Annotated in this window: 21 protein-coding genes; 6 read left to right on the top strand and 15 right to left on the bottom strand. The window is 74.1% G+C overall.

What is annotated here, in order from left to right; all coding sequences use genetic code 11:
- Nucleotides 1-5,523 (bottom strand): hypothetical protein (locus AB0F71_RS32210; RefSeq protein WP_360241961.1); only part of this gene is annotated, 5,523 nt, incomplete at its 3' end.
- A 499-nt stretch (nucleotides 5,524-6,022) separates the two neighbouring features.
- Here AB0F71_RS32210 and AB0F71_RS32205 point away from each other — a divergent pair.
- On the top strand, nucleotides 6,023-6,436 hold the full coding sequence (locus AB0F71_RS32205) for a DUF2690 domain-containing protein (protein WP_360241958.1): 414 nt from the start codon (nucleotides 6,023-6,025) through the stop codon (nucleotides 6,434-6,436).
- Between the two features lie 64 nt (nucleotides 6,437-6,500).
- Here AB0F71_RS32205 and AB0F71_RS32200 read toward each other — a convergent pair whose 3' ends face one another.
- Together AB0F71_RS32200 and AB0F71_RS32195 are read right to left on the bottom strand one after the other, a co-directional pair.
- The gene (locus AB0F71_RS32200; RefSeq protein ID WP_360241955.1) at nucleotides 6,501-7,247 is read right to left on the bottom strand and encodes a hypothetical protein; all 747 of its coding nucleotides are present in this window, start codon (nucleotides 7,245-7,247) and stop codon (nucleotides 6,501-6,503) included.
- A 174-nt stretch (nucleotides 7,248-7,421) separates the two neighbouring features.
- Complete coding sequence (locus AB0F71_RS32195) at nucleotides 7,422-9,464, bottom strand: NADPH-dependent 2,4-dienoyl-CoA reductase (protein ID WP_360241952.1); 2,043 nt, start codon at nucleotides 9,462-9,464, stop codon at nucleotides 7,422-7,424.
- Nucleotides 9,465-9,697: 233 nt separating this feature from the next.
- On the opposite strand from AB0F71_RS32195, the gene AB0F71_RS32190 reads away from it, so the two are divergent.
- Nucleotides 9,698-10,948, top strand: a complete 1,251-nt coding sequence (locus tag AB0F71_RS32190; protein WP_360241949.1) for an FAD-dependent monooxygenase — start codon at nucleotides 9,698-9,700, stop codon at nucleotides 10,946-10,948.
- Between the two features lie 98 nt (nucleotides 10,949-11,046).
- Here AB0F71_RS32190 and AB0F71_RS32185 read toward each other — a convergent pair whose 3' ends face one another.
- Nucleotides 11,047-11,622, bottom strand: a complete 576-nt coding sequence (locus AB0F71_RS32185; RefSeq protein ID WP_360241946.1) for a TerD family protein — start codon at nucleotides 11,620-11,622, stop codon at nucleotides 11,047-11,049.
- A 276-nt stretch (nucleotides 11,623-11,898) separates the two neighbouring features.
- On the opposite strand from AB0F71_RS32185, the gene AB0F71_RS32180 reads away from it, so the two are divergent.
- Nucleotides 11,899-12,192 carry a hypothetical protein gene (locus tag AB0F71_RS32180; protein WP_360241943.1) on the top strand — a complete coding sequence of 98 codons (294 nt, stop codon included), beginning with the start codon at nucleotides 11,899-11,901 and terminating at the stop codon, nucleotides 12,190-12,192.
- 40 nt (nucleotides 12,193-12,232) lie between these two features.
- Here AB0F71_RS32180 and AB0F71_RS32175 read toward each other — a convergent pair whose 3' ends face one another.
- On the bottom strand, nucleotides 12,233-13,849 hold the full coding sequence (locus AB0F71_RS32175) for a glycerol-3-phosphate dehydrogenase/oxidase (protein ID WP_360241940.1): 1,617 nt from the start codon (nucleotides 13,847-13,849) through the stop codon (nucleotides 12,233-12,235).
- A complete protein-coding gene (locus tag AB0F71_RS32170) occupies nucleotides 13,846-14,472 on the bottom strand; it encodes a TetR/AcrR family transcriptional regulator (RefSeq protein ID WP_360241937.1) in 627 nt (208 codons plus the stop codon). Before AB0F71_RS32170 ends, AB0F71_RS32175 begins: the two co-directional genes overlap by 4 nt.
- A gap of 20 nt (nucleotides 14,473-14,492) precedes the next feature.
- On the opposite strand from AB0F71_RS32170, the gene AB0F71_RS32165 reads away from it, so the two are divergent.
- Nucleotides 14,493-16,115 (top strand): FAD-binding oxidoreductase, encoded by a 1,623-nt coding sequence (locus AB0F71_RS32165; RefSeq protein WP_360241934.1) that lies wholly within the window; start codon nucleotides 14,493-14,495, stop codon nucleotides 16,113-16,115.
- Nucleotides 16,112-17,023 (top strand): diacylglycerol kinase, encoded by a 912-nt coding sequence (locus AB0F71_RS32160; protein WP_360241931.1) that lies wholly within the window; start codon nucleotides 16,112-16,114, stop codon nucleotides 17,021-17,023. The genes AB0F71_RS32165 and AB0F71_RS32160 overlap by 4 nt, the downstream gene beginning before the upstream one ends.
- A 55-nt stretch (nucleotides 17,024-17,078) precedes the next feature.
- Here AB0F71_RS32160 and AB0F71_RS32155 read toward each other — a convergent pair whose 3' ends face one another.
- From AB0F71_RS32155 to AB0F71_RS32120, 8 genes are all read right to left on the bottom strand, one after another.
- The gene (locus AB0F71_RS32155; protein WP_360241928.1) at nucleotides 17,079-17,537 is read right to left on the bottom strand and encodes a hypothetical protein; all 459 of its coding nucleotides are present in this window, start codon (nucleotides 17,535-17,537) and stop codon (nucleotides 17,079-17,081) included.
- Between the two features lie 26 nt (nucleotides 17,538-17,563).
- A complete protein-coding gene (locus tag AB0F71_RS32150; protein ID WP_360241925.1) occupies nucleotides 17,564-18,481 on the bottom strand; it encodes a hypothetical protein in 918 nt (305 codons plus the stop codon).
- Nucleotides 18,482-18,549: 68 nt separating this feature from the next.
- Entirely contained in the window at nucleotides 18,550-19,908 is a 1,359-nt protein-coding gene (locus tag AB0F71_RS32145) for a DUF2252 domain-containing protein (protein ID WP_360241922.1), read from the bottom strand.
- 163 nt (nucleotides 19,909-20,071) lie between these two features.
- The gene (locus AB0F71_RS32140; protein ID WP_360241919.1) at nucleotides 20,072-21,694 is read right to left on the bottom strand and encodes a multicopper oxidase domain-containing protein; all 1,623 of its coding nucleotides are present in this window, start codon (nucleotides 21,692-21,694) and stop codon (nucleotides 20,072-20,074) included.
- Nucleotides 21,691-22,164, bottom strand: coding sequence for a hypothetical protein (locus tag AB0F71_RS32135; protein WP_360241916.1), 474 nt, complete (start codon nucleotides 22,162-22,164; stop codon nucleotides 21,691-21,693). The genes AB0F71_RS32140 and AB0F71_RS32135 overlap by 4 nt, the downstream gene beginning before the upstream one ends.
- Before the next feature lie 63 nt (nucleotides 22,165-22,227).
- On the bottom strand, nucleotides 22,228-23,136 hold the full coding sequence (locus tag AB0F71_RS32130) for an aminotransferase class IV (protein ID WP_360241913.1): 909 nt from the start codon (nucleotides 23,134-23,136) through the stop codon (nucleotides 22,228-22,230).
- Nucleotides 23,129-24,082, bottom strand: coding sequence for a GNAT family N-acetyltransferase (locus AB0F71_RS32125; RefSeq protein ID WP_360241910.1), 954 nt, complete (start codon nucleotides 24,080-24,082; stop codon nucleotides 23,129-23,131). The genes AB0F71_RS32130 and AB0F71_RS32125 overlap by 8 nt, the downstream gene beginning before the upstream one ends.
- Before the next feature lie 68 nt (nucleotides 24,083-24,150).
- Nucleotides 24,151-25,089, bottom strand: coding sequence for a DMT family transporter (locus AB0F71_RS32120; protein WP_360241907.1), 939 nt, complete (start codon nucleotides 25,087-25,089; stop codon nucleotides 24,151-24,153).
- Between the two features lie 127 nt (nucleotides 25,090-25,216).
- On the opposite strand from AB0F71_RS32120, the gene AB0F71_RS32115 reads away from it, so the two are divergent.
- A complete protein-coding gene (locus tag AB0F71_RS32115; RefSeq protein ID WP_360241904.1) occupies nucleotides 25,217-26,113 on the top strand; it encodes a LysR substrate-binding domain-containing protein in 897 nt (298 codons plus the stop codon).
- Between the two features lie 83 nt (nucleotides 26,114-26,196).
- On the opposite strand, the gene AB0F71_RS32110 is transcribed toward AB0F71_RS32115, so the two are convergent.
- Nucleotides 26,197-26,679: a S26 family signal peptidase gene (locus AB0F71_RS32110; RefSeq protein ID WP_360241901.1), complete on the bottom strand. Its 483-nt coding sequence runs from the start codon at nucleotides 26,677-26,679 to the stop codon at nucleotides 26,197-26,199.
- Nucleotide 26,680 lies beyond the last annotated feature (1 nt).

The following is a 26,680-nucleotide window of genomic DNA, read 5'->3' as shown; positions in this document are numbered from 1 at the left end:
GTTCCAGGTGTGGGAGTCCCACTTCGGGACCCAGCCCGGCGCGTACACCATGAACTTGCCGTCGTCCTGGACGACCGCGAAGTACTTGCTGTTCGCCCCGACCCAGCTCTGCGAGGACCACAGCGGAACCCGCTGGGGGTCGTAGACGACGAAGTTGCCGTCGTCCTGCATCGTCGCCCACGCGCCAGGGTGGTTGCCCGTGTTCGTCGACCACGTCACCAGACCGGTCCGCAGCGAGGTCAGCACCAGGTTGCCGTCCGACTGCATGGTCAGCTGCACGCTGCTGGAGCGCACCGACTCACCCGGGTTGAGTACGAAGCCGGCGCCCAGGGTCTTGTTGGCCCCCGGGTTGGCGATCTTCGTCGTGTTCCCCGCCGCGTCGTACTGGTAACTGCCCGGCGTGCTCTCGTTGTTGGGGAACGTCGACTTCACCGCCGTCGGCACGTGCGGACCACCCGCACCCGTACCGGTGTTACGGCTCCCAGGCGCCGGGCTGTCCTGACTGATCGTCAGATCCTTGGACTGGTCACCGGTCGGGTTGTGCATGACCAGCTTCGTCCGGTTGCCGACCGCGTCGTAGCTGTAGTCCTGCCAGTACGGCGCACTGCCGCCGACGGTGGTGGTACCCGCCGTCGAAGCCCCGCTGGTGGGCGTCGCATTGGCACACGACCCCTGCCCGGCAAGCGACGGCGTGGGCTGGTTGAGCCGCCCGGTGTCCGACCACGCCGTGGTCAGCCGGCCCAGGTAGTCGTAGGTGAAGCACTGCAGGTCCGTCCGGTCCGGACTGTTGTCCGGAATCGTCCGCACCGCCGTGACCCGACCGGCCGGGTTGTAGGCGTAGGTGGTGTTCTGGACGGTGCCGGTGGTGGCCGTCTGCTTGTCCACGTACTGGGTCAGCAGACGCCCGGTCGACTCGTCGTAGGTGTTCGTCGAGACGACCTGGGTGCCCCAAGGGTTCATCGTGTCACGGATGTTGCGCCCGTACGCGTCCCAGTCCGCCTGCCGCAGATAGGTGTACCCCGAGCCGCTCACATCGTTGAGCTGACCGAACGCCTCGTAGTTGTAGTTCACCGCCTCCTGCGCCAGATCACCCGCCGCGGCCCGGGTCTCGCTGGTGACGGCCCCGCTGATCGGGTTGTAGGCGGCCGAGTAGTCGAAGCTGACCTGTCCGCTCCTGCCGATCTCGGCCCCCGGAAGGGAGAGCGAGGTCTTGGTGGCCCGGTACGCCGCGTCGTACTCACCGACCGACTTGGTGTACGCCGAACCACCCGCACCACCCACGAACCGGGTCGATGCCGTCAACTGCCCCTTCGCCACGGTGTCGTAGGCATAGCCCGTCAGCTGGTTCGCCGGAGCGACCGACCCGTTGTAGGTGCCCGTCTTGCGACCCAGCAGGTCGTAGGTGATCGCGACGCTCTGCCCGCGGGCATCCGTCGTCGACACCAACCGACCGGCGGCGTCGTAGCTGCGGGTCGACACACCCGTGTCCGGGTCGTCGGCCTTCACCTGACGCCCTCGCAGGTCGTACGTGTAACGCCAGGTGTTCCCGGCCGAATCCGTCCGGGTGGCCGCCTGGCCGCCCGGCGTGTAGGTGTAGCCGGTGACGTCCGCGTCGGCCTGCTTGCCGGTCGCCGTGGCCGTCCTGTACTGCCACAACTGCACCGTGCGCCCACGGGCGTCGGTGACCGTGCTGGTCGCGGTGGCACCGGCCGGCGGCGAGACGTCCACCCGGTCAGCGCCGGGGTAGGCCGTGGTCGTGGTGGTCTGCAGCGCGCCCAGCGCCACGAACTGGCTGCTGGTGGTCCGGCCCAGACCGTCCCGGATCGTGACCGTCGCGTTCGGCACCTTCGCACCGTCCGGGATCCACCGGGTCGTGCTGGGGGTGTTGGTGTCGTCGTAGTACGGCTGGTAGGAGCGGTTCACCCGGCCCTGCGAGTCGTAGAAGGTGTCAGCGACGATCCGGCCCTTGTAGGCCGAGATCGCCGGATCGGTCTGGGTCTGCACCGCCCGGGCCAGGCCGTCCACGATCTGGGTCGACATCCCGTAGTCGATGCCGCCAGGCCGCAGGGCCCTCGTCGTGACGGTGGACGGCGAGTCGGTGCCGTTCACCGCGTAGTCGTAGGTGTAGTTCGCGCCGGCCCCGGTGTCCCGACCGGGCAGCCAGACCGCCTTCAACCGCCCCAGAGCATCGTAACTCCGGCTGGTGGTCCGGCCGTTGACGTCAGTCGAGGTGAGCGCCATGGCGCGGGCCGGGTTGAGCGTGGTGGTGGTCGTGCGGGCGGTGCCCGCGTCCGGCGCGCCGGCCGGGGCCGGGCTGCCGGTGACCACCTGGTTCGGCAACTCGCCCGGGTTGGCGGAACTGTAGGAGGTCCTGGTGACGGCACCGTTCGGGTTGGCGCTGTCGGTGACCGTCGGGTCGGTGACGGAGGCGATCCGGCCGTAGGCGTCGTACGTGGTGGCGGAGGTGGTGACGTACTGCGCGGCGCCGTTGCCGTCGTAGCCGTCCAGCACCTGGGTCCCGGTCACGTCCGCCTTCGTTCCGGCGCCGCCGAAGCCCTGGCCGTCGAAGAGGGTGCGGGTGTCGGACACCGTGTTGGCCGAAGTCTGGCCCGCCGTACAGGCGTTGGTTCCCGAGACGACCAGCACCTCGGAGACCAGGGCGGTCATCTGCGGGTTACCGCCGCTCGCATAGCTCTGGCGGGTGCACACGTCCGGGGTCCCGTCGGCGGTGCTCAGCGAGCTGGTGACCCGGTTGTTGTTGTCCGGGTCGGTGGTGGTCACCGTCGAGGTGTTCCGGGTGCCGGTCGTGGTGACGGCCGTGGTGGTCTTGGTCGTCCTGGTGGAGCCGTAGCGGGCGACCAGGTCCGGCAGGCCGGTGCGGGCGTGGGTGGCCCGGTCGGACGGGTGCTCGTAGGTGTTGATCTCGTAGGAGAGCGGGGAGTTGGCGTCGGCCGAGGCGTCCGCGTAGGCATCCGTCTCCAGGGTCCGGCCGGACAGCCAGTCGGAGTCGGTCCGGCTGCCGCTCTTCACCCCGGCGACGGAGGCGCCCCTGGGCATGCCGTCGGCCTTGAGGTCACCGTCCATGCCCTGGTAGTAGCTGGTGGTCGACTTGGCCTGCGGCCCGTCCTTGCCCGAACCCGTCACCGCGGTCACGCTCGCGAAGCCCCGGAACTGGTCCCAGGTCCGGTAGTCCGATTCCACCAGCGCGCCGTCGTTGCGGTGCCAGGCCGCCAGGCCGTACGAGTACGAGGTCGTCTGCGGCACCGCGCCAGAGATCAGCTTGGAGTTCGGGTCGACGGTCACCGTGTCCACCGGATAGCGCAGGAACCAGTCATCGACCGTCGTCTGCACACCGGTGTCGAACCACTTCACGTTGAAGCAGGCCAGGGTGTCACTGTCCGCCGAGGCCGGCATCCGGCCCGTCGTGCGTGAGCAGGAGTCCTTGGTGTAGGAGACGGTGATCGTGCCACCGGTCTCCGTGGTGATCACCGCCAGCCGCGGCCGGTTGTAGCGCGGCCGCGCCGGCACCAGGCCGTCCACCCGGTTGGGCAGCAGCAGGTCCGCGAAGGTCACCGCGGGAAGCGGCTGCTCGGCCTGCCCGTTGGCGGTGTCCTTGCCGGTCCGCTTCACCGACTGCAGCCAGGCGATCGGCGCGTTCTCCGTCGCGTTCTGCGGCGTCTTGAACACGTGGGTGAAGTCGTAGCGGTCGACCGGGCGGTACGAGCCGCCGGAGCGGATCGAGGTGGTGATCCCGTTCAGCCACTTCGTCGACCAGTACGTGGGACCGTAGTTGGTGCAGGCCGCACCGTCCTGGCACTGCTTGTCCATCGGAACGTCCGGCCAGTTCGCCGCATTCGCCGCCGTCCGCTTCGCCGGGTCACAGGTCGCCGCGTCCGAGAGGCACCGCTCACCCGAGTCGAAGTCCACCCGCGCCGCCGCCTGGTAGGAGCCGCCCGCACCCAACTGGTCCGACAGCAGCTGACCGTAGGCGATCGACGCCAGCACGCCACCACGGGTGTACGAGCTCGGCTCACCCTTGCCGGCGTTCAGGGCCGCGCCGCGGGTGTACGAGTTGGTCTCCGGTGTGTAGGAGTACGTGGCGAGGTTGCCGTGCGGGTCCACGACGTAGTCCAGGTTCCAGCGCCACGCCGTCTGACACCAGGATCCCTTGCCCTTCGAGGAGTTGTAGCAGGGATCCCCCGAGTTCGGCGAGTACACCGGAACCGTCCAGGCCGACTTGCTCTCCGGCCCCACCTTGCTCGGCGAACCGTCCGCCGCCGGAAGCTGGTTGAGCCCGAAGTAGTACACCGTCCCGGACGTGTCCGTCACCTTCAGGTACGAACCGTTCCAGGTCCCGTTGTTGGCACCCGTCAGGAACTCGACCTTCGTCCCGTCATCGCCCTTCAGGCGCCACTTGCACTTCGACTGCTCGTCCGTCGCGGTGCCGCCGACACAGGACGCGTCGTCCGGCACCAGCTCGCCCGAGTGCCCGCCCAGCGACAGCGTCAGGTTCGGGCCACCCCAGCACTGGTCACCCGAACCGGGGATTCCCGCCTTGTCGCACACCCGGTACGAGCGCTCGACGAAACCGACGTTGGTGTCCCAGCCGTCACCGATCCAGGACGCCTGGGCGTTCGTCGACGCCGTCTTACCGTCCACCGACGCCGAGTCGTACTCGAGGGAGAACGCCGGAGGGGTCCCGACCAGCGTCGGCGGCAGCTGGATCGGATAGCTGTACGTGAACGAGCCGGAGGCGTTGCCGGCCGCCCAACTCTGGCTGGAGGAGAGCGGCGTGGCGCTGTACGTCCCCGTCCCGCTGGACGGCGCGCCGTCCAGGGCCAGCAGGACCTGCGCCGGAGCAGGGGCGGGGCCCGCCGACTGCGCCTCGGCCCGCTGCCGCGCGGCCGAGGCGGGGGCGGCGGGCAGGTCGACCTCCGCCACCAGTTGCTTCGTCTGCTCGTCGTAGTGCGAGGCCACCGGCTTCCGGGTGCGGCAGGCATCGGCTGCCGGTGTGCTCAGCGCGCACTCCGGCAGCTCCACCAGCCGCGCCCGGTGGGCGAAGTCGCCACCGTAGCCCAGCCCACCCGGATCGATCCCGACCCGGACCCGGCCCGCCTCGGGCGCCTCACCGCGCGAGAGCGACACCACGGTGCCCGGAACACCGGCGGCGGACGCCTCCTCGGGATCGGCGACCCGCACCTGCACCGAGGCAGCCCCGGTGGAGGGCGCGACCGGGGCCAGCCACACCGGCAGGTCACCGGCCTGCTTCGCCCCACTCGGGTCCAGCCCCACCACCACGCTGCCCGACTTCGCCTGCGGCACCGACTTCGGCGGCACCCAGTTCGGCGAACCGGTCGCCGGTGCCGAGGACTTGGGGTGGTCGGCAGCCCCGGGCACCGACGCCGTCCGCGACAGCGGCGTGTTCGGCGGTGACCAGATCCCGCCCTTGTCGCCCGAAACCCCTGCTGCGAGGGCCGGCGCCACGGGCGACAGCAGCGACCCCAGGATCGCCAACGAACTCACCGCGGCCATTCGGGATTTCGCCCTTGTCGGAGGCGACCATTCCTTGGTGACTAATCGACGGAAACGGACATTGTTCACGAACACGTCTTTCCCCCAGTCGAATTGGGACCGCGCACGCGCGCGAACCCGACAACTAAGGGCGGAGCGTAGGCCTGGCAAGGCAGGGCGGTCCAGCACGTTGTCGAACTAGTTCCGACGTGATCAGCATCACACCGGAGGAAATGGGGAGTGGTGAAGTCAAATCGGGCAGCCCTGCCGAAAAATGAGGTTGACGAACCTTATTTCCGTTCTCGTGGCGCCCCGGGTCAGACCGACATGGTCAGGTTCCTCCGCTGACCGGCGGGACGGGCGGCCACCACGGGGTGCGGCCGCCCCGGCGGGGCTTCCCGGGACGGGCCGGGATGTCCCGGGGACGGTGGGACGGTAGCGGGACGGCGGTGCGGGGCCCGAGAGTTGCGGCGTTGATCCGTCGATCCCCCTCACCGCTTCGGAGGATTCCATGCGTTCCCTCGCCCGCAAGACCGCGACGATCGGCGCCACCCTGGCCCTGGCCGTGTCCGGGGCGGTGCTGGTCGCCTCCCCGGCCTCCGCCGCCACCAGCTGCTACGCGAGCAGCTGCACCGGGAAGGACCCGGCCACCACCACCTGCGCCAACGACGCCATCACCGTCTCCACCAACGGCGACCTCGAGCTGCGCTACAGCCCGTCCTGCCGGGCCGCCTGGGCGCGGGACCGGAACGCCGTCCCCGGTGAGTCCGTGGGGATCCAGAACCACCCGGGCCAGGAGAGCGACTACTCCACCTTCACGTCCTCGGGCGGCGCCATCTGGTCGATGATGGACAACGACAAGGACATCCAGTCGCAGGCCAGCTCCGCCGGCTCCAAGGGTTTCTACCGGACCGGCTGGTACTAGGTCGACCACGCGGCGGCCCCGTCGAGCGCTGCGCTCGACGGGGCCGCCGTGCGTCCCGGGGCGGTCAGACCGACATGCCCTGGGTCGCGGTGACGGTGGGCGGGGTGGTGCTGCCGGCGGTGGTGCCGAGGGTGCGCTCGACCTTGGCGACGGCGCTGCGGTACTGCATCGAGGCGGTCTGGGCATCGGCGCCCTGGCGCTGGAAGAAGCCGTAGGCCATGCCGACGGTGCCGAAGCGCTCGACGCCGAGGTAGGCGCTGAGCTGGACGCCCGCGAGGGTGCCGTCGAGGCGGACGGCCGGGGCGTCCTGGCGGTCCCCGAGGGTCACGGGGGTGACGGTGAAGGTCACCGAGGCGTCGGTGCCGGCGTTGAAGGTGATGGTGTGGCAGGTCCTGAACGCGTCGGTGGCGGTGGCGAAGTCGGTGGCGAGCCGGGCCGGGTCCTCGGCGGTGAGGGCCTCGGTCACCATCGGGTTGCCGCCGTCCGGGCCGTCGAGTTCGGTCTCGGCGCGCGGGGTGGCGGGGCCGGAGCCGGTGGCGTGCATGTTGATCAGGGCGTTGAGCGCGTCGCAGCCGCTGACGGGGGTGGGGTTCTCGCTCGGGCCCGGGCTGCCGCTTGCGGGGGCCTCGGTGTAGCCGGGGCCGAGGTCGTTCGCGGTGAGCAGCGCGGCTTTCAGCTGGTCGGCGGAGGGCAGCACCGGCGCGGAACCGGCGGCGCTCGCGGCGGCGCTCGCGGCGACGGTCGGCCCCAGGGCGGCCGCCGCGACGAGGGCGGCGGCGGCCAGGGCGTGGAGAGGCCTCGGGAGGGACATGCTGGCCCCCGGTCGAGAGGTCGGGCAGGGACAGGGCACCAGTGTCGCACCGGGGCCCGGGCCGGGCGCGCGGGGCGCGCATCTCCGCAGGTCAGCGCAGCGGCCGGGCCGTCGGGGCCCGCGGCGCGGCGCCGCGGGCCCCGGTACGCCGGGTAGCCCCCCGGCCACCCGGCGTCAGAGGGAGGCGGCCAGTTCCGTCCCCTGCTTGATGGCCCGCTTGGCGTCCAGTTCGGCGGCCACGTCCGCGCCGCCGATGACGTGCACGGACAGGCCGCGTTCGCGCAGCTCGGCCGCCAGCTCGCGGCGCGGTTCCTGGCCGGTGCAGAGCACCACGGTGTCCACGGGCAGGAGTTGGCGTTCGCCGTCCACGGTGTAGTGGAGGCCGGCGTCGTCGATCAGGTCGTACGTGGCGCCCGCGACCATCACCACGCCGCGGTGCTTGAGTTCGGTGCGGTGGATCCAGCCGGTGGTCTTGCCGAGCCCGGCGCCGACCTTGCTGCTCTTGCGCTGCAGCAGGTGGACGCTGCGCGGGGGCGTGGGCCGCTCGGGCGCGCGCAGCCCGCCGCGCTCGCGGTACTCCGGGTCGATGCCCCACTTCGCCTGGAACACCGGCGGGTTGAGGCTGGCCTGGTCGCCCTGGTCGGTGAGGAACTCGGCGACGTCGAAGCCGATCCCGCCCGCGCCGAGGATGGCGACCCGCTCGCCGACGGGTGCGCCGTCGCGCAGCACGTCCAGGTAGCCGAGCACGCTCGGGTGGTCGATTCCCGGGATGTCGGCGGGAGTTCGGGGCGTGACGCCGGTGGCGAGGACGATCTCGTCGTGGCCCTCGGCGGCGAGCTGCTCGGCGCCGACGACGGCGCCGAGGCGCTGGGTGACGCCCAACTCGGCCAGCCGGGTGCGGTAGTAGCGCAGCGTCTCGCCGAACTCCTCCTTGCCGGGGATCCGCCGGGCGATGTTCAGCTGGCCGCCGACGGTGTCGGCCGCGTCGTACAGGGTGATGGCGTGGCCGCGTTCGGCGGCGGAGACGGCGAAGGCGAGGCCGGCCGGTCCGGCCCCGACCACACCGATGGACTTGCGCAGTTCGGTGGGGCCGAGGACGAGTTCGGTCTCGTGGCAGGCGCGCGGGTTGACCAGGCAGGAGGTGATCTGGAGGTTGAAGGTGTGGTCCAGGCAGGCCTGGTTGCAACCGATGCAGGTGTTGATGGAGTCGGCGCGGTCCTCGCGGGCCTTGGCGACGAAGTCGGCGTCGGCGAGCAGCGGGCGGGCCATCGACACCAGGTCGGCCTTGCCGTCGGCGAGCAACTGCTCGGCGATCTCCGGGGTGTTGATGCGGTTGGTAGTGACCAGCGGGATGCCGACCTTGCCCATCACCCGCTGGGTGACCCAGGCGAAGGCGCCGCGCGGGACGGAGGTGGCGATGGTGGGGATGCGGGCCTCGTGCCAGCCGATGCCGGTGTTGATGATCGTCGCGCCGGCGGCCTCCACGGCCTGGGCGAGCTGGACGACCTCGTCGAGGGTGGAGCCGCCGGGGACCAGGTCGAGCATGGAGAGCCGGTAGACGATGATGAAGTCCTCGCCGACCCGCTCACGGACCCGGCGGACGATCTCGACCGGGAAGCGCATCCGCCGCTCGTAGGGGCCGCCCCACTCGTCCGTGCGGTGGTTGGTGGCGGCGACCACGAACTCGTTGATCAGGTACCCCTCGGAGCCCATGATCTCGACGCCGTCGTAGCCGGCCCGGCGGGCGAGTTCGGCACAGCGGGCGAAGTCCTCGACGGTCTGCTCGACCTGCTCGGCGGTGAGCTCGTTGGGCACGAAGGGGCTGATCGGGGCCTGGAGCGCGCTGGGGGCGACGAGCTCGGGGTGGTAGGCGTAGCGGCCGAAGTGCAGGATCTGGAGGGCGATCTTCCCGCCGGCGGCGTGCACGGCGTCGGTGACCACCCGGTGCTCGTCGGCCTCCGCCTCGGTGGTCAGCATGGCGCCGCCGTCCCAGGGGCGGCCGGCCTCGTTGGGGGCGATGCCGCCGGTGACGATCAGGCCGACGCCGCCGCGGGCGCGTTCGGCGTAGAACGCGGCCATCCGCTGGTAGCCGCCGGGGGCCTCCTCCAGGCCGACGTGCATCGAGCCCATGATCACCCGGTTGGGCAGGGTGGTGAAGCCGAGGTCGAGCGGGCTGAGCAGGTGCGGGTAGCGGCTGCTGCCGGGGGTCGAGCTCATCGACGTCTCCTGTGAGGGGCGGCGGCGGGAGGGGTCTCCCGGATTGTTACCGCAGAGTAGGGGACGTTCGCCGGGCTATGCAACTAGTTGCATAGCCCGGATGCCGGCAGCTCAACCGGAACGGTCGCAACCCCCTCCGCGCCCGGTCCGCGCCGCGTATCGTCGACTCCCTGCGCAAGGGGGCCCGGAAGACCCTTCCCGGCCTCACAGGGCTCGGCGGAAGGGGACGGCCCATGCGGGGTGGCTCGGTGGCCGTGGTCGGTGGCAGCATCGCCGGAAGCGCCTTCGCGGGGGCGGCGGCCCGGCTGGGCGCCGAACGGGTCGTGGTGCTGGAGCGCAGCCCGGGCCGGCTGGAGGACCGCGGCCTGGGGATCTGCACCCACAACGACCGCTTCGCCGAACTGGTCGACGCCGGCCACGTGCCCCCGGACACCCGCCGCCACCGGCTCACCGTGCGCCGCTGGGTCACCCGGGGGCCGGCCGGCGAGGCCGGCGGGCCGGACGGCCGCGGGCGGCCGCTCTGGGTCCAGCCGTTCCCGTTCCACTCGCACCACTGGGCGGTGCTCTGGCAGGCCCTGCGCGAGCGGACCCCGGCGGCCGTGGAGTACCGGCCGGGCACCACCGTCGCCGCGGTCGGCGGCGACCGCGGCGGCGCCTGGACGGAACAGGCCGACGGCACCCGCACCCCGTACGACCTGGTGATCGGCGCGGACGGCTACCGCTCGGTGGTCCGGGCGGCGGTCTGCCCGGAGGCCGCGCCTGAGTTCGCCGGTTACGTGTGCTGGCGCGGCAGTTACGACGCCGCACTGCTGGCCGAGCTGCCCGGCGGGGCGGCGGCCTGGCCGGAGGACGAGTGCGCCACCGTCTGCTACCCCGGCGGCCAGGTCGTGCTCTACCGCATCCCCGGACTGGCCCCCGGCAGCACCCTGGTGAACTGGGTCTTCTACGCGCCCGCCCCGGACTGGCTGCGCCTGGACGGCCCGACGGCCGTCGCCGCCGGCGCCCTCAGCGACGAACAGCTCGACGGCATGCGGGAGTTCGCCGCGCGGCAGCTGCCCCCGTACTGGGCCGCCGTGATCGCGCCGACCCCGCGCGAGCGGACCCTGCTGCAGCCCGTCTACGACCTGACGGTCCCGTACCGCACCGCCGGACGGCTGCTGATCGGCGGGGACGCGGCGACCGTCGTCCGCCCGCACAACACCAGCGGCGCGGTGAAGGCGCTGCAGGACGCCCACGCCTTCGAGCTGGCCGGGCGGCGGCTCGGCGGCCGCTCCTGGGAGCCGCTGCTGGCCGCGTACGACCGGGAACGGACCCCGGCCGGGCGGGAGTTGGTGGACCTGGGCCGGTCACTGGGCCGGGCCCAGGTCACCGCGGCGCCGGACTGGTCGGCCATGGACGCCGCGGCGATGGCCGACTGGTGGCAGGGCCAACTCGGCGGCGGCGGTTCGGGGTTCGGCGGACAGGCGCTCGGGCGGGCCGGCTGAACCGGCCCGCCCGGGCAGCGGCCGCACCGGCCCCGGAGGTGATCACGCGATTACGCGATCAGATGTTCTGGCGTGCAGATGTTCTGGCGTTCAGGCGATCAGACGTTCACGCCGTAGTCGGTGGCGATGCCACGCAGGCCGGAGGCGTAACCCTGGCCGATGGCGCGGAACTTCCACTCGGCCCCGTTGCGGTACAGCTCGCCGAAGACCATCGCGGTCTCGGTCGAGGCGTCCTCGGTGAGGTCGTAGCGGGCGATCTCCTGGCCGTTGGCCTGGTTGACGACCCGGATGAAGGCGTTGCGGACCTGGCCGAAGTTCTGCAGCCGGGCGTCGGCGTCGTAGATCGACACCGGGAAGACCACCTTGGCCACGTCGGCCGGCACCCGGGCCAGGTCGACCTTGATCTGCTCGTCGTCGCCGTCGCCGCCACCGGTCAGGTTGTCGCCGCTGTGCTCGACCGAACCCTCGGGGCTGCGGAGGTTGTTGAAGAAGACGAAGTGCTGGTCCGAGACCACCTTCCCGAGCGCGTTGCAGAGCAGCGCGCTGGCGTCCAGGTCGTAGTCGGCTCCGGTGGTGGTGCGGACGTCCCAACCGAGACCCACGATCACGGCGCTCAGTCCGGGCGCCTCCTTGCTCAGCGAGACGTTGCCGCCCTTGGCCAGCGAAACTCCCACAATGCCCTCCTCGGATCTCTCCCTGCGGACGAATCTACAACACTGTAGAGATCGCGAGAATCCGCCTGCGGGCGGGCCCCGCCCCGGGGATTTCTCAGGGGCCGGAGCGGGAACCGATCGCCCCCTCCCCCGATCCCCCCTCTACCCGACCCCTCGCGCCCGATCCCTCGCGCTCCGATCACGGTACCGGCCGGAGCGCCGGGAGGATACGGCCGACCTAGACTGGCGGTGGATCCCCTGGCCGTCCCCGTTCCGAGGCCCTCGCGGGAGGTTCCCATGCGCCAGCGGTACAGCTTCCACCTCGACCGGGACGGACACTCGGTCACCGTCAACGTCCGCTCCGGCTGGATCACCGAGACCGAGCTGCTGGTGGACGGCAAGGAGTGCGCCTTCCACCGCACCCACGGCCACGGCGGCTACCCGCTGACGCTGTCCGGGCAACTCGCCGAGGAGCCGCCGCGACCACTGGCCGTCCGACTGGACCGGACGGGCCGGGCGGAGCACCCGCTCGCCTGCGTGCTGGAGCTGGCGGGCGCCGAACACCCGATGCCGGAACGCACCGCGCGCTGAACGCACCGCGCGCTGGCGCCCGGGCGGCCCATGGCCCCACTCACTCGGCGGCGATCTCCCCGGCGGCATCCCCGGCGCTGCCCCCAGCGATCTCCCCGGCGCTGTCCCCAGCGATCCCACCGACGATCTCCTCGACCGCCGCGCGGGCCCGTTCGGCGTCCTCCGCCACCAGCCCGATCCTGGTCCGCCGGTGCAGCACGTCGGCCACGTCCAGCGCGCCCTCGTGGGTGACGGCGTACGCGACCTCGGCGCGGGTCACGTCGAGGCCCTCCGCCACCGGCGCCGACTCCCCCGCCGCCATCACCTCCTGGGACAGTCCGCCGTGCCGGGCGACCAGCGAGGCGGGCACCCCCTGGATCGGCAGCGGCCGGCTGTCCCGGTGGCCGGGGGCGCCGACCAGCGGCAGCCGGGCCGTCCAGCAGGTGCGGGCGGGCAGGCCGCGCAGCCGGACGGCGGTGTCCACCGCGTCCTCGGCCATCCGCCGGTAGGTGGTGAGCTTGCCGCCGACCACGGTGATCACCCCGGACGGGGACTCCAGCACCGCGTGCTCCCGGGAGATGTCGGCGGTGTTCCCGCCCCCGGTGTCGATCAGCGGGCGCAGCCCGGCGTAGGCGCCGCGTACGTCCGCCCTGGTCAGCGCGGTGGCGAGGGCCGTGTTGACGGTGTCGAGGAGGAAGTCCAGCTCGGCCCCGGTGGGCTGGGGCTCGTCCGGGACCGGGCCCGGGGCGTCCTCGTCGGTCAGGCCGACGGCGACCCGACCCAGTTGCTGCGGCAGCGCGAAGACGAAGCGGCTGGTGGAGCCGGGCACCGGCACGGTGAGCGCGGCCACCGGGTGGCCGAGGGTCGCGGCGTCCACCAGCAGGTGGGTGCCCCGGCTGGGGCGCAGCTTGATCGAGGTGTCCACCTCGCCGGCCCACACCCCGGTGGCGTTGACCACCGCGCCCGCGGTGACGGTCAGCGACTGGCCGCTCAGCGCGTCGACCAGCCGGGCGGAGGTCCCGGTGACGGACTCGGCCCGTACCCGGGTCAGCACGCTCGCCCCGTACTGCGCGGCGGTGCGCGCCAGCGCGACCACCAGCCGGGCGTCGTCGACGAGTTGGCCGTCGTGGGCGACCAGCGCGCCGCGCAGGCCGTCGGTCCGTACGGCCGGCACCAGCTGCCTGGTCCGGGCCGCGTCGATCCGGCGGACCCGGGGCAGCAGGGCGCCCGGCGTCCCGGCGCTCAGCCGCAGCGCGTCCCCGGCGTGGAAGCCCGCGCGGATCAGCGCGGCCTGGCCCGGGCGCAGCAGGTCCGGGAGCAGCGGCACCAGTTGGGGCAGGGCGCGGACCAGGTGCGGGGCGGTGCGGGTCATCAGCACGCCACGCTCGACGGCGCTCTCCCGGGCGACCTTGACCCGCCCGGAGGCGAGGTAGCGCAGGCCGCCGTGCACCAGCTTGGAGCTCCAGCGGCTGGTCCCGAAGGCGAGGTCGCGGGACTCGACGAGGACGGTCCGCAGGCCGCGGGCGGCGGCGTCCAGGGCCACCCCGGTGCCGGTCACCCCGCCGCCGATCACCAGCAGGTCGATCCGCGGGTCGGCGGCGAGCGCGTCGAGTTCGCGCATCCGTCGTACGCCGTTGAGCTGGGCGGTGCCGGTGAAGCGGTCGGCCTTGGGCGTCATGGCGCGAGGTATCCGTTCAGCGCTCTGGCCAGTTCGCGCCGCCAGGCCGCCTCGGGCAGCAGGGAGGCCACCATGCGGTGCGACTGGACGGTGGACTGGGCGATCAGCAGGACCATGGCGGCCAGTTCCGTCGGCTCCCCGGCCCGGACCGAACCGTCGGCCTGGCCGAGTGCGATGCCGGTGCGCAGCGCCTCCAGCAGGCCGCGCTGGCTCTCGCCGAGCCGCTCCACCACGTACTGGAGCAGCAGGTCGGAGTCGTCGGAGTGGAGCAGTGCGCCGAGCACGGGGTGGTCGCGCAGCCGGACGGCGACCTCGACCACCTGGTCCACGAAGGCCTCGCGGTGCACCGGCGTCCCGTGGCCCCCCGGGGCCCCCTGGTCGTGCACGCCCAGCGAGGTGCTCTCCAGGGTGGCCATGATCTCGCGGGTGAGCAGCGCCCCGATCACCGCCTGGACGTCCGGCCAGCGCCGGTAGACGGTCGGGCGGCTGACCCCGGCGCGGCGCGCGATCTCCGCCAGCTGGGTGCGGCGGACGCCGAGGTGCACGACCAGGTCGGCGGCGGCGTCCAGGATCGCGTCGTCGGTGCTGCGCGGCGCTCCGGCCGTGGCGTTACTACTTGACATGATGTGTGAAACTGTAACGCATGGCACCTGAGACGCAAGCGGGAGCGGCCGCAGCCGCGCTGCCGCTCCCCCCGATGAAGTGGAACGCCTGGGGCGACCCGGCCCTCGCCAAGGAGCTGTCCGCGGACATCAAGGGACTGCTCGCCGCCGCCCTCGGCGTCACCGGCGACGCCGCCACCGGGCCGAGCGCCGCCGAGGTCGTGCTGCACCCCACCCGGATCACCGCCGAGGACGTCCAGGCGCTCGCCGCCGCCGTCGGCGCGGAGCACGTCAGCACCGCCGACGCCGACCGGCTGCCCCGGGCCGGCGGCAAGTCCACCCCCGACCTGCTGCGCCGCCGCAGCTGCGCGGAACAGGATGCGCCCGACGCCGTCCTGCTGCCCGGCAGCGAACAGGAGATCGCCGCCGTCCTCGCCGTCTGCGCCGAACGTCGCATCGCCGTCGTCCCGTTCGGCGGCGGCACCAGCGTGGTCGGCGGGCTCGACCCCGAGCGCGGCGACCTGCGCGCCGTCGTCTCCCTCGACCTGCGCCGCCTCGACCAGCTCCTCGACCTGGACGAGACCTCCGGCGAGGCCGTCCTCGGCGCCGGCCTCACCGGCCCCGCCGCCGAGGCCCTGCTCGCCGAGCGCGGCTGGGAGCTCGGCCACTACCCGCAGAGCTTCCGCTACGCCACCATCGGCGGCTTCGCCGCCACCCGCTCCTCCGGCCAGGACTCGGCCGGCCACGGGCGCTTCGACGAGATGGTCCGCGGCCTGCGCGTGGTCACCCCGAGCGGGACGCTCGACCTCGGCCGCGCCCCCGCCTCCGCCGCCGGCCCCGACCTGCGCCAGCTCTTCCTCGGCTCCGAGGGCACCCTCGGCGTCATCACCGCCGTGCGCCTGCGCGTCCACCCGCTGCCCGCCGTCAAGGCGTACGAGGCGTGGAGCTTCCCCGACTTCGCCACCGGGACGGCGGCGCTGCGCGCCGTCGAGCAGCAGGGCACCGGCCCGACCGTGATCCGGCTCTCCGACGAGGCCGAGACCATGATCAACCTCGCCCTGACCGAGCAGATCGGCGGCGCCCCCGCCGTCAGCGGCTGCCTCGCCGTCACCGTCTTCGAGGGCACCGCCGAACAGGTCGCCGCCCGGCACGGCCTCACCCGCGCCGTCCTGCTCGCCGCCGGCGGCACCTCGCTCGGCGAAGCACCCGCCCGGGCCTGGGAGCACGGCCGGTTCAACGCGCCCTACCTGCGCGACTCGCTGCTCAACGCCGGCGCGCTCTGCGAGACCCTGGAGACGGCCACCGGCTGGAGCCGGCTCGCCGACCTGCGCACCGCCGTCACCGAGGCCCTCACCACCGCCCTGCCCGGCTCGCTCGTGCTGTGCCACATCTCGCACGTCTACCCGACCGGCGCCTCGCTGTACTTCACCGTCGTCGCCGCCCTCGGCGAGGACCCGCTCACCCGCTGGGGCGCCGCCAAGCGGGCCGCCGGCGACGCCATCCTCCGCGCGGGCGGCACCATCACCCACCACCACGCGGTCGGCGCCGACCACCGGCCCTGGATGACCGACGAGATCGGCGACCTCGGCGTGCGCATCCTGCGCGCCGTCAAGGCCGAACTCGACCCGGCGGGCATCCTCAACCCCGGCAAGCTGATCCCATGACCGCGGCGAGAACCGTCATCCGCAGGGTCACCGTTCTCACCAACCCGGCGGCGGGCATCGGCCACGCCGAACCCGCCGCCCACCGGGCCGTCGCCCGCCTGCGCGCCCTCGGCCTCGAGGTCGACCCGCAGGCCGGGCGCTCCGCCGAGGACGCCGTCCGCCTCGCCCGCGAGGCGGCGGCCGGCGGGGCCGACGCGGTGGCCGTGGTCGGCGGCGACGGCATGGTCAACCTCGCCCTCCAGGCCCTGGCCGACACCGCCGTCCCGCTCGGCGTCATACCCGCCGGCACCGGCAACGACCACGCCCGCGAGTACGGCCTGCCCATCGGCGCCCCGGAGGCCGCCGCCGAGGTCATCGCGGCCGGACGCACCCGCACCGTCGACCTCGGCCGGATCACCGGCCCGGACGGCGCCGTGCGCTGGTACGGCTCCGTCCTGGCCAGCGGCTTCGACTCGCTGGTCAGCGACCGCGCCAACCGGCTGCGCTGGCCGCGCGGCCGGATGCGCTACAACCTCGCCATCCTCGCCGAGTTCGCCAACCTGAAACCGCTGCCGTTCCGGATCACCCTCGCCGACGGCACCGTCATCGAACGCGACCTCACCCTCGCCGCCGTCGGCAACACCCGCAGCTACGGCGGCGGCATGCTGATCTGCCCCGCCGCCCTCCCCGACGACGGCCTGCTCGACGTCACCCTCGTCGACGCCATGCCCCGGCTGCGGATCGCCCGCTTCTTCCCGACCCTCTTCAAGGGCACCCACACCACCCACCCGGAGGTCACCACCCTGCGCACCGCCTCCCTGCGGATCGAGTCCCCCGGCATCACCGCCTACGCCGACGGCGAGTTCATCACCGCGCTCCCCGTCGACGTCACGGTCCGACGCGAGGCCCTGCGCCTGCTGGTGCCCTGAGGCCCCCCGGAACCCCCCGGGCGGCGGCGGCCGCCCGGGGCCCGAGGGCCCGCCCTCACAGATGCGCCCTGATCTGCCGGACCGGGTGGCCGAGGGCCATGGCCAGAGCCGCCAACTGGGCCTCGGTGAACCAGGGTTGCTCCGGGTCCCACACCTCCAGCTCGAAGCGGGCGAAGCCGCACGGCCAGTGGTACTCCAGGGCGTCCAGGGTCGTCGCCGCACCGCAGCAGGGCACCGTCACGGCGAGCGTCGCGAAGCCGCCGTCGGCGTGCTCCTCCATCAGGTCGGACCACCACCCCAGGGGAACGGCGCCGCCGCAGTGCGGGCAGCCGATCCGCTCCAGGTTCGCGCCGCAGTCGACCGGCGCCGTGCGGTCGTGCCAGGTCAGTTCCAGTTCGGCGCCGTCGTCCTCGCCGAGGAACTCGGCCGCCAGCGCCCGGGCCCGCTCGGCCGCCGCCGCGTCCGGCCGCCACTGCGGGTCGGTCGGGATCACCGACAGCACGTCGGCACTCATTCGTTCGGTCTCCCCTGCGTACGTGGTCAGCCGACCAGCCGGCGCCGCCAGAGCAGCGGGCGTATCTCGATCGCGTCGGACGGGTCGCCGCTCCACACCGCCGGCAGGCCGACGGTCGCGAGGGCGGCCACCACCTCCCGGCCGACGGCCGCGGTGGTCGCCGCGGAGCCGTCGAAGCCGCCGTAGAGCAGGGACAGGCCGCGCCCGGCGGCGGCAGACTCGGTGCACTGGGAGTGGAAGTAGACGAAGCCCCGGGCCTCCGGCGCCCCGGCCGCGCCGATCTCCGCCTCCCCGCAGGAACGGCAGCAGGCGAAGTTCTCCCGCGCCGTGATGCCGGCCGCCTCCAGCGCGGCGAAGGCCCGGGCGAGGCGCTCCGGATCCGTCTCCCCGATCCAGCCGCTCTGCACGCCGACCCGCTCCAGCCAGAGCCGGTCGGCGAGTTGCTCGGCCTGGGCCCGGGAGAGCGGGCGGCGCTCGCCCGACACCAGGTACTCCTCGGCCTGCTCGGCCAGCCGGGCGCGGTCGGTGTAGCCGCAGGCGAGGGTCAGCCGTAGCTGCTCCTCCAACTGCCGCCGCTCCTCGGCCGCCAGCTCCGGCTCGGGCAGCGGTTCGGGCGCCGGGCCGAAGTCCAGCGGCGCCCAGGCCAGGCCCTCGCCCCAGCCGGGCTCGTGCCGCGCCCAGCCCGTCATCGCCGCGACCACGGCCTCCGGCCCGTCCACCCGCACCTCGAAGTGCCGGTCGGCGGAGCCGTCGCGGTGCTCCAGCTCGTAGTGGCCGCCCGCCTTGTGCCACACCTGGATGTAGACGTCCGGCAGGTCCGGTATCCGCTGCACGACGAGGAAGGTGTCGGCCCCGGCGCCGATGCGCCGGACCAACTCCGCCAGTTCCCCCGCGGTCACCCTCGAGTGCCGCTCGTCGTTCGTCTGCACCGTGATCGCCAGCATGCGGTCACCCTTGCACACGCCACTGACACCGGGCCCCGGCCAGACCGCCCGCCGGGGGCAGCGCGCCCTCACACCCCCCGGGTCGCCCTGATCCGTCCCGAGGCGATCGCCTCGACCAGCTCCCGGTGGTCGGCCGCTGTCCGGTCCGCGTACCGCAGGGCGAAGTCGGCGACGGCGTCGGCGAAGGTGTCGGCGCCGCCCAGGTAGCCGGCGACGGCGACGCGGTCACCGGTACGGGCGTGGGCCCGGGCGAGAGCGCGCCCGCACAGGTCGGCGTAGGCCCGCAGACCGGACGCGGTCATCGTGTCGACCTCCACCGAGCCCTTCATGTCGCGCAGTTGGCGCCCGTAGAAGTGCCGCCCGGCGGGGCCGGTGGTCCAGCCGAGGAAGATGTCGCTGGCCGCCTGCATCAGGTGCTGCCCGGTGACCACCCGGCGCCCGCCGTGGTGGGCGGCGACCTCGGCCTCCAGTCGGGTGGGCGGCAGGTGGTCCTCCAGCACCGACCGGCCGGCCTCCTTGAGCTGCAGGAACAGCGGGTCGCGGGTGTCCCGGCCCTCCAGCAGGAGGATGTAGCAGCGGGTACCGACGCTGCCGACGCCGACCACCTTCATCGCCGCGTCGACGAAGCGGTACCGGTCGAGCAGGACCCGCCGGTCCTCGGCGAGGGTCGCCCGGTAGTCGCTGAACACCTGGCCCACGCCCTGCAGTTCGCTCCGCTCCAGCTCCTCGATCAGCGGCGGCGCACTGATGATCCGGCGCCGGCCGTCGCGCTCCTCGGTGAGCTTGCCGAAGGCCTGGAGGCTGGTGCGGCGCCGGGCGCGGTCGAGGCCGGCCTCGACCGCCTTGCGACGCTTGGTCCTGCGGACCAGCGCCAGCAGGTCAGCGGTGTCGATCCGGCTGTACCAGACGTCGAGTTCACCGAGGCCGGCCAGCCGGCGCATCGCGGCGGCGTAGCCCAGGACGGCGGTACGGGCGGCGCGCCGGGCCCGGTCGTCGTCCTGGCCGTGGTCGCGGGCGGCGACCACGATGCTGGCGGCGAGGCGTTTGACGTCCCACTCGAAGGGCCCGGGGTGGGTCTCGTCGAAGTCGTTGACGTCGAAGAGCAGCGCGCGTTCCGGCGAGGCGTACACCCCGAAGTTCAACAGGTGGGCGTCGCCGCAGAGTTGGACGGTCAGCCCGGTGTCGGGGACGGCCCCGAGGTCGGCGGCCATCACCGCGGCGGCGCCGCGCAGGTAGCCGAACGGGCTGTCGGCCATCCGCCCGTAGCGGATCGGCAGCAGCCGGGCGAGCCGGTCCACGCCCTGGGCCTCCAGCACGCCGAGCGGATCGGGCCGGTCCGCGGCCGGGATCCACCGGCCGTGCTCGGAGCGGGAGACCCGCTCCCGGGCGGCCCGGCCGGTACGGCGGCGTTCGGCAGGGGTGGTCATGCGGCGGCTCCGTCCGTCGGCCCTGGGACCAGCGTGCCGGAGGGCGCGGCGCGCGCCCTCCGGCACTGGGCCGAACGGAGGAACGGAGGAACGGAGGAACGGAGGAACGAAGGGCCGGGGCGAGAAGCAGGCGGGCGGCCGGGCAGCAGGCGGGCGGCCGGGCTCAGCCCACCGTGAAGTCCGCCATCATCGCCATGTCCTCGTGCTCCAGGTTGTGGCAGTGCAGCATGTACGTCCCCGCGTAGTCGGTGAACCGCACCAGCACCTCCACCGTCTCGGCCGGCCGCAGGTCCACGGTGTCCTTCCAGCCCTCGTCCCACGGGCCCGGGTCCTTGCCGTTGCGGGCCACCACCTGGAAGGGGTCGAGGTGGACGTGCACGGGGTGGTGCACGTCGGTGGAGAAGCGCCAGCGCTCGACCCGGCCGAGGGCGGGGGCGGCGAGGCTGCGCCCGGGCTCGTACGGGTCACCGTTGACGGTCCAGCCGTCGCTGCCGCTGCGCCGGAAGGCGAAGTCGCGGGTGGCGACGGCCGCGGCCGGGTCCAACTGCTCGACGGTGGACAGCTGGTCGGGCACCCTGGCGTCGTCGTTCACCGCCCGGGAGGAGACGTCGAAGCGCATCACCTCGGCGGCTCGCCCGCTGCCGAAGCGGTTGACCAGGCGGACCTGGGTGCCCGGCTGGTAGCGGGAGAAGTCGACGACCACGTCGAAGCGCTCGGCGGGGGCGATCTCGATCCCGTCGTGGGTGACCGGGGCGGCGAGCAGGCCGCCGTCGGAGCCGATCTGGACCAACGCGTCGCCGCCGGCGGGCTGCGGGTCCAGTTCGAGCCGGTAGAGCCGGGAGTTGGAGGCGTTGAGCAGGCGCAGCCGGTAGTGCGCGCGGTCGACGTCCAGGCGCGGCCACGGGGCGCCGTTGACCAGGATGACGTCGCCGAGGACGCCGTTCATGTAGCCGTTGGTGACGCCAGGCGTGGCCGCCGAGGCGTCCGCGGCGGGGTACTTGAAGGAGCCGTCGGCGGCGAAGGAGCGGTCGGTGATCATCAGCGGGAGGTCGCGATCGCCGCGCGGCAGCGGCAGAGCGGCCTCCTCGTCGTCCTGGACGAGGTGGAACCCGGCCAGGCCGCGCCAGACGCCGGGGCCGGTGAAGCCCATCCGGTGGTCGTGGTACCAGAGGGTGGCGGCGCGCTGCTTGCCCGGGTAGGTGTGGGTGCGCTCGCCGACCACGGTGCGGCCGCTCATGTGCCGCATCCCCGGCATGCCCGCCATCCCCGCCATGCCGTCCATCGCCGGGGCGGCGGACCCGGTTGCCCCGGCTGCCCCGGCGGAGGCGGCGGGATCGGGGGAGCCGACCGGCAGCAGCAGGTCGACCGGGTAGCCGTCGCTGTCGGCCGGGGTGTGCCCACCGTGCAGGTGGACCACCGAGGGCACCGGCAGCTGGTTGCGGTGCTTGACCACCGCAGCCCGGCCGGAGCGGGTGACCAGCGTCGGGCCGGGGAAGGTCCCGCCGTAGGTCCAGGCCTCGGTCCGCACCCCGGGCAGGATCTCCAGCGTCGCGACCTGCTGGGTGATCTCGTAGTAGTCGTTGCCGCCGTCGCTGCGCACCGGCCGGAGCACGGCCGGCACCGGCAGCGGGACCTGGAAGGCCGCGGGCAGTTCCAGGTCGCTGCCGAGCAGCCGCCCGGGGAGGCCCTCCGCGAACAGGTACGCCGCCGACGGGACGGCGACGGCGGCCAACGCGCCCGCGCCGAGCACCGAGGCGCCGATGCCGAGGAAGCGGCGGCGGTTCACCGCTCCACCGCCACCGGCCCGCCGGGGCGCGGCAGCCGTCCGCCGCCGTCCGGGCCCGCCTCGGGCAGGCCGTCCCGGGCGGGCAGCGGCAGCCGCCAGGCGCCGACCAGGCCGAACAGGATGCCGCTGACCAGCAGCACCCCGAGGGTGACGTGCAGCCCGATCGACCGGGCGTAGCCCGCGCCGATCTGCCCCGTCACGGCGACGGCGAGCAGGGCGGTGGTCCACAGCGGCCAGCGCGGCCCGCCACCGGGCCGGCGCACCAGCACCGCCACCACCAGTTGGACCACCACCACGGCGGCCAGCAGCCTCGAATTGTCCTCGTGGTCCTTGAGGGAGTCGTAGGTGCCGTTGAGGAAGCTGCCGGCGAGCATGGTCTGGAGCAGGGCCAGCAGCGCCAGCGTGGTGGCGGTGACGCGCAGGAGGACCAGCGGCCAGCGGGGCGCGGGGGCGGCAGGAGGACTGCTCATGTCGTGGCTACTCTCTGCTTCGACGGCTCGGGCGGGGCGGGCGAGAGCGTAGCTGATCCCACCTCAGGATCGGCTGCACCCAAGGGTTCCGGGCAGGTCGTCCGTGCCGTCGCGCCGGTTTCGCGCGGAGTTTGTCACCCGTCCGGGTGATCCGCCCGGTCGGCACCTACACCCGGACGGCGCCCACACCCGGTCGGCGGCGATCCCGAGGTAGGCGGCGCGCAGGTCCGCGAGCAGCGGGTGGTCCGGGTCGAAGGCGGTGCCGTCGACGGCGGCGAGCGGCCGCAGGCCGACGCCCGCGTTCAGCGCGAAGGCCGCGTCGAAGCGCGCCAACTCGTCGACGCGGACCGGCTCGCGGGACTGCGGACCGTCGTACGCGCCGCTCAGCAGCGCCTCGGTGACGCCGGGCAGCGCCGGGCCGGCGGGCAGCACCAGCCGCTCCCCCGCCAGGAAGGCGACGTTCCAGGTCGCCCCCTCGGTCACCAGGCCGTTCCCGTCGGTGAGCAACACATCGTCATACCCGGCGAGTTGGGCCGCGCGGCGGTGGCGCACCAGACCGAACAGGCCGACGTGCTTCACCGTCGGCAGCTCCCGCCGGTGGGCCACCGTGCGCACCCGCAGCGGGGCCGGTGCCACGGCGCCGACCGGGCGGGTGGTCACCAGCAGGACGGGGGCGGCCGGGGCGGCGGGGCGCTCCAGGCCGAGCGCGGGGTCGTAGCAGGTCACCCGGACGATCCCCGGCCCGCCGTCGGCCGGCAGCGCCGCGCGGATCCGCTCCCGGACCACCGCCCGGTCCAACTCGACGGCGAACAGCGCCCGGCAGTCCCGGACCAGCCGGTCCAGGTGCAGCTCCAGGCCGCGGACGGCGCCCCCCTCGACCCGCAGGGTGGTGAAGTGCCCGTAGTTGAGCAGCCCCAGCGCGGCGAGCCGCGCCGGGTCCGCGGGCGCGCCGTCGATCTCGATCTCAGCCATCCCCCGAGTCTGCCAGCCGCGGGGACACCAGCGGCGACGCCTGCGGCAGCACCACCGGCCGGTACGGACCGGCCACGGTGCGGCCCGCCGCCCGCGCGGTCCGCTCGATCTCCTCGATCCTTGCCGCCAGGCCCTCCGGCTCGCCCGCCTCCGCCCAGCGCCAGGCCTCCGCCCACCACTGCGGCCCGCGCACCAGCGGCCGGCCCGCCAGCGCCAGGTACAGCGCCAGCGTCGACCGGGCGTACTCGTGCACCCAGCCGTCGCAGCCCCGGTAGTCCGCCGTCTCGTCCAGCCGCAGCCAGCGGCCCTCCTGCCCGGCGGCCAGTATCGGCACCCAGCCGCGCTGCCGGTCCGCGACCAGCAGGAGCAGCCGCCCGTCCTCCTCCCGCACCCGGTGCGAGGGCAGTTGGGGCATCCGGGCGAACGACAGCGAGCGCTTCCAGCCCACCACCCACAGCCCGCGGCGCAGGTAGTAGCGGACCGCCGACTGCCAGCTCCAGTGCGCCTCCAGCCGGAAGCCCGGCAGGCCCTCGGCGGCGGCCGCCGCGTACACCTCGTCCAGCGCGGCGGCGGCCAGCCCCTGCCCGCGCGCCTGCGGCCGCAGGTAGAGGGAGGACACCGCGAGCTGGCTCGGGCCCTTGGTCCAGTTGTCCACCGCGACCGTGCCGACGACCTCGCCCCGCCCGTCCAGGATCCAGTACCGGCGCCGGTACAGCTCCCCGCCCGGCCAGTCCCGGCCGCTCTCCCCCAGCCGCTCCCGCCAGCCCCGTTCGGCGGGCCGGTCCAGTCCGTCCGGGTCCACCAGCTCGCCCAGCTCGCCCTCCAGCAGGGACGCCAAGTCCCAACGGGCGAACCGCTGTTCCTCACCCTCGACGGCGGCCCGCAACCGCACCCCCGCCGCCAACCGGTCCTGCGCCCGCTGGACCGCCGCATCCCACGACCTCACCACGGGGGCCACCCTAGCGGCCCTCCGGGCACGACCCGTAATCCACCGGCCACCGAACGTCAGCCCGATCACCCGACCGGGCGCCGGGGCCGGGCAGGCGCCACCCGAGGCGGCGGGGCGGCCGCGGCGGACGGGGTCCCGGGCGGGCGGGTCAGGGCGACTGCGGCGATCACCAGGACGCCGCCGGCCAGGGCGTTCCAGCCGACCGGCTCGGCGAGCAGGACGGCGCCCAGCGCGGTGGACCACAGCGGCATGACGTAGGTGACGGCGGAGGCCACGGCCGTGCCGGCGGTGCGGACCAGGCCGAGGTTGAGCAGGTACGCCAGCCCGGTGCCGAGCGCGCCGAGCACCAGCAGGGCGGTGGCCGCCGAGCCGCCCGGCCAGTGCGGGGCACCGGCGGCGAGCGGGGCGACCAGGGCCAGTTCGGCGGTGGCGCAGGTGATCTGGACGGCGGAGAGGGTGGTGACCGACTCCGGGCGGCCGGACAGGAAGCGGCGCAGGTAGACGAAGCCCGCGCCGTAGCAGCAGGCGGCGGCCAGGCAGGCGAGGGCGCCGGCGGTCGCCCCCGGGCCGAAGCCGCGCCACACCCCGAGCACGGTGAGCACACCGACGAAGCCGAGCCCGAGGCCGGCCAGCCGCCGGACCCCCGGGTGGCGCTCCGCGGGCACGGTGAGCACCCCGAACAGCAGGGTGAACAGCGGGGTGGTCGCGTTCAGCACCCCGGCGAGCACCGAGCTCACCCTGGTCTCGCCGAACGCGAACAGGGCGAACGGCACCGTGTTGAGCAGCACCGCGACGACCGCCGAGTGGCCCCACAGGGCCCGGTCGCGCGGGGCCCGCCCGCCGCGCAGCAGCAGGACCGCCCACAGCGTGGCGGCGCCCAGCAGGCTGCGCCACAGCGCCACCCACACCGGCGGCACCCCCGCGTCGACCGCCACCTTGATCAGGGCGAAACTGGCGCCCCAGATCGCCGACAGTGCCACGAAGCCCGGCCACCAGCGCCGCACCCCGACCACCTCCCCGTCCCGTTCCCGTGTCCTTCGCGCGGCCCGTTCCCGCGTCCTGGACAGAGGGTGGCCCGCCGACGGAGCATGAGTCCAACAAGTGGCGATGCACGGAGGATGAGGGAGTCTCATGGCCTCGGAGGTCAATCTGGCCCAGCTCAGGGCGCTGGTCGCGGTCGCCGACACCGGCGGCTTCGGCGCGGCCGCCGACGAACTGGGCATCAGCCAGTCCGCCGTCTCGCACGCCGTCGCCGCCCTGGAGCGCGCGCTCGGCGCCCCCGTGCTGCGGCGCGGCGCCCCCTGCCGCCCCACCCCGCTCGGCGAGCAGGTGCTGCCGCACGCCCGCACCGCCGTGGCCTCCGCGGCGGCCGTCCGCACCATCGCCACCCGGCACTGCGGCGGCCTCACCGGCACCGTGCGGCTGGCCGCGCCGACCACCGTCTGCCAGGCCCTGCTGCCCGGGCTGCTGCGGGACTGGAAGGCGGCGCACCCCCAGGTCACCGTCCGGGTCTTCGAGGGCGAGGACGCCGAACTGGCCACCTGGCTGGAGGCGGGCACGGTGGACGCCGCCGTCCTGGTCGACGCCGGCCCGCTGCCGCCCGGCGCGGTCGCGCTCGGCGCCGACTCGATGCACGCGCTGCTGCGCCGGGACCACCCGCTGGCCGGCCAGCAGACCGTCCACGTCGGCGAGTTGGCGGACGACGACTTCCTGCTCTCGGAGGGCGGCTGCGAACGCCACATCCGCGAGGCCTACCGGCGGGCCGGCGCCCGCTTCACGCCCCGGCACCGGATCCGCGACCTCAACACCCTGATCGGCATGGTCCACGCGGGCGTCGGCGTCTCGGTGATGCCCGCGCTGGCCGTGACGATGCTGCCGCCGGAGTGCGTCCTGGTGCCGATCCGGCCGGCCGTGCACCGCACCCTCACCCTCACCGGGCCGACCGGGCGCCCCTGGTCCCCGGCGGTCGGTGGACTGCTCGCCGGGGTGGGGGCGGGCCTGGTCCCGGCCGCGGCCGCACCGGCCTGAGCGGGCCCCGGTCCTCGCGGCGGCACCGGCCCGTACGGCGGCGGCCCGTACGGCGGCACCCGCCCGTAACGGACTGGGTCCGCTCAGCCCCGCAGCCGCACCCGGTCGAGGACCACCCCCACCACGCGGTCCGCGGGCACCGCGCCCCACAGCCGGGAGTCGGTACTGAAGTCCGGGTTGTCGCCCAGCAGCACCACATGCCCGCCCGGTACGGTGCCGGCCGGGAGCACCGGGCGGACCGGCGGCGGAACCGGCTCCCCGGGCAGCGCGGCCAGCCGCTTCACCAGCAACCGGGCGGGCCGCCGGGCCGCCGGAGCCCCACCCGCCGGACCACCCGCCGGAGCCCCACCCGCCGGGACGAGCCCGTCCGGCGCGACCACCACGATCCGCCCCGCCCGCAGCCGGGCCAGGCCGCGCCGCAGGACCAGCACCCGCTGCCCGGGCCGCAGCGCCGGGCTCATGCTCGGCCCCGCCACCACGACCACGGACAGCGCGGTGCGCAGCAGCACCAGCCCGGCCACCGGTGCGGCCAGCGCCACCAGGCCGAGTACCAGGAACAGCCGCATC

Source organism: Kitasatospora sp. NPDC028055, from assembly GCF_040637885.1.
Taxonomy (GTDB): Bacteria; Actinomycetota; Actinomycetes; order Streptomycetales; family Streptomycetaceae; genus Kitasatospora.
This window is presented reverse-complemented; position numbering and strand designations above follow the sequence as displayed.

Excerpts from the sequence above, each read along its gene's own strand:
- AB0F71_RS32205 (WP_360241958.1), top strand. The coding sequence starts at position 6,023 with ATGCGTTCCCTCGCCCGCAAGACCGCGACGATCGGCGCCACCCTGGCC.
- AB0F71_RS32200 (WP_360241955.1), bottom strand. The coding sequence starts at position 7,247 with ATGTCCCTCCCGAGGCCTCTCCACGCCCTGGCCGCCGCCGCCCTCGTC.
- AB0F71_RS32195 (WP_360241952.1), bottom strand. The coding sequence starts at position 9,464 with ATGAGCTCGACCCCCGGCAGCAGCCGCTACCCGCACCTGCTCAGCCCG.
- AB0F71_RS32190 (WP_360241949.1), top strand. The coding sequence starts at position 9,698 with ATGCGGGGTGGCTCGGTGGCCGTGGTCGGTGGCAGCATCGCCGGAAGC.
- AB0F71_RS32180 (WP_360241943.1), top strand. The coding sequence starts at position 11,899 with ATGCGCCAGCGGTACAGCTTCCACCTCGACCGGGACGGACACTCGGTC.
- AB0F71_RS32175 (WP_360241940.1), bottom strand. The coding sequence starts at position 13,849 with ATGACGCCCAAGGCCGACCGCTTCACCGGCACCGCCCAGCTCAACGGC.
- AB0F71_RS32170 (WP_360241937.1), bottom strand. The coding sequence starts at position 14,472 with ATGTCAAGTAGTAACGCCACGGCCGGAGCGCCGCGCAGCACCGACGAC.
- AB0F71_RS32165 (WP_360241934.1), top strand. The coding sequence starts at position 14,493 with ATGGCACCTGAGACGCAAGCGGGAGCGGCCGCAGCCGCGCTGCCGCTC.
- AB0F71_RS32160 (WP_360241931.1), top strand. The coding sequence starts at position 16,112 with ATGACCGCGGCGAGAACCGTCATCCGCAGGGTCACCGTTCTCACCAAC.
- AB0F71_RS32155 (WP_360241928.1), bottom strand. The coding sequence starts at position 17,537 with ATGAGTGCCGACGTGCTGTCGGTGATCCCGACCGACCCGCAGTGGCGG.
- AB0F71_RS32150 (WP_360241925.1), bottom strand. The coding sequence starts at position 18,481 with ATGCTGGCGATCACGGTGCAGACGAACGACGAGCGGCACTCGAGGGTG.
- AB0F71_RS32145 (WP_360241922.1), bottom strand. The coding sequence starts at position 19,908 with ATGACCACCCCTGCCGAACGCCGCCGTACCGGCCGGGCCGCCCGGGAG.
- AB0F71_RS32135 (WP_360241916.1), bottom strand. The coding sequence starts at position 22,164 with ATGAGCAGTCCTCCTGCCGCCCCCGCGCCCCGCTGGCCGCTGGTCCTC.
- AB0F71_RS32130 (WP_360241913.1), bottom strand. The coding sequence starts at position 23,136 with ATGGCTGAGATCGAGATCGACGGCGCGCCCGCGGACCCGGCGCGGCTC.
- AB0F71_RS32115 (WP_360241904.1), top strand. The coding sequence starts at position 25,217 with ATGGCCTCGGAGGTCAATCTGGCCCAGCTCAGGGCGCTGGTCGCGGTC.
- AB0F71_RS32110 (WP_360241901.1), bottom strand. The coding sequence starts at position 26,679 with ATGCGGCTGTTCCTGGTACTCGGCCTGGTGGCGCTGGCCGCACCGGTG.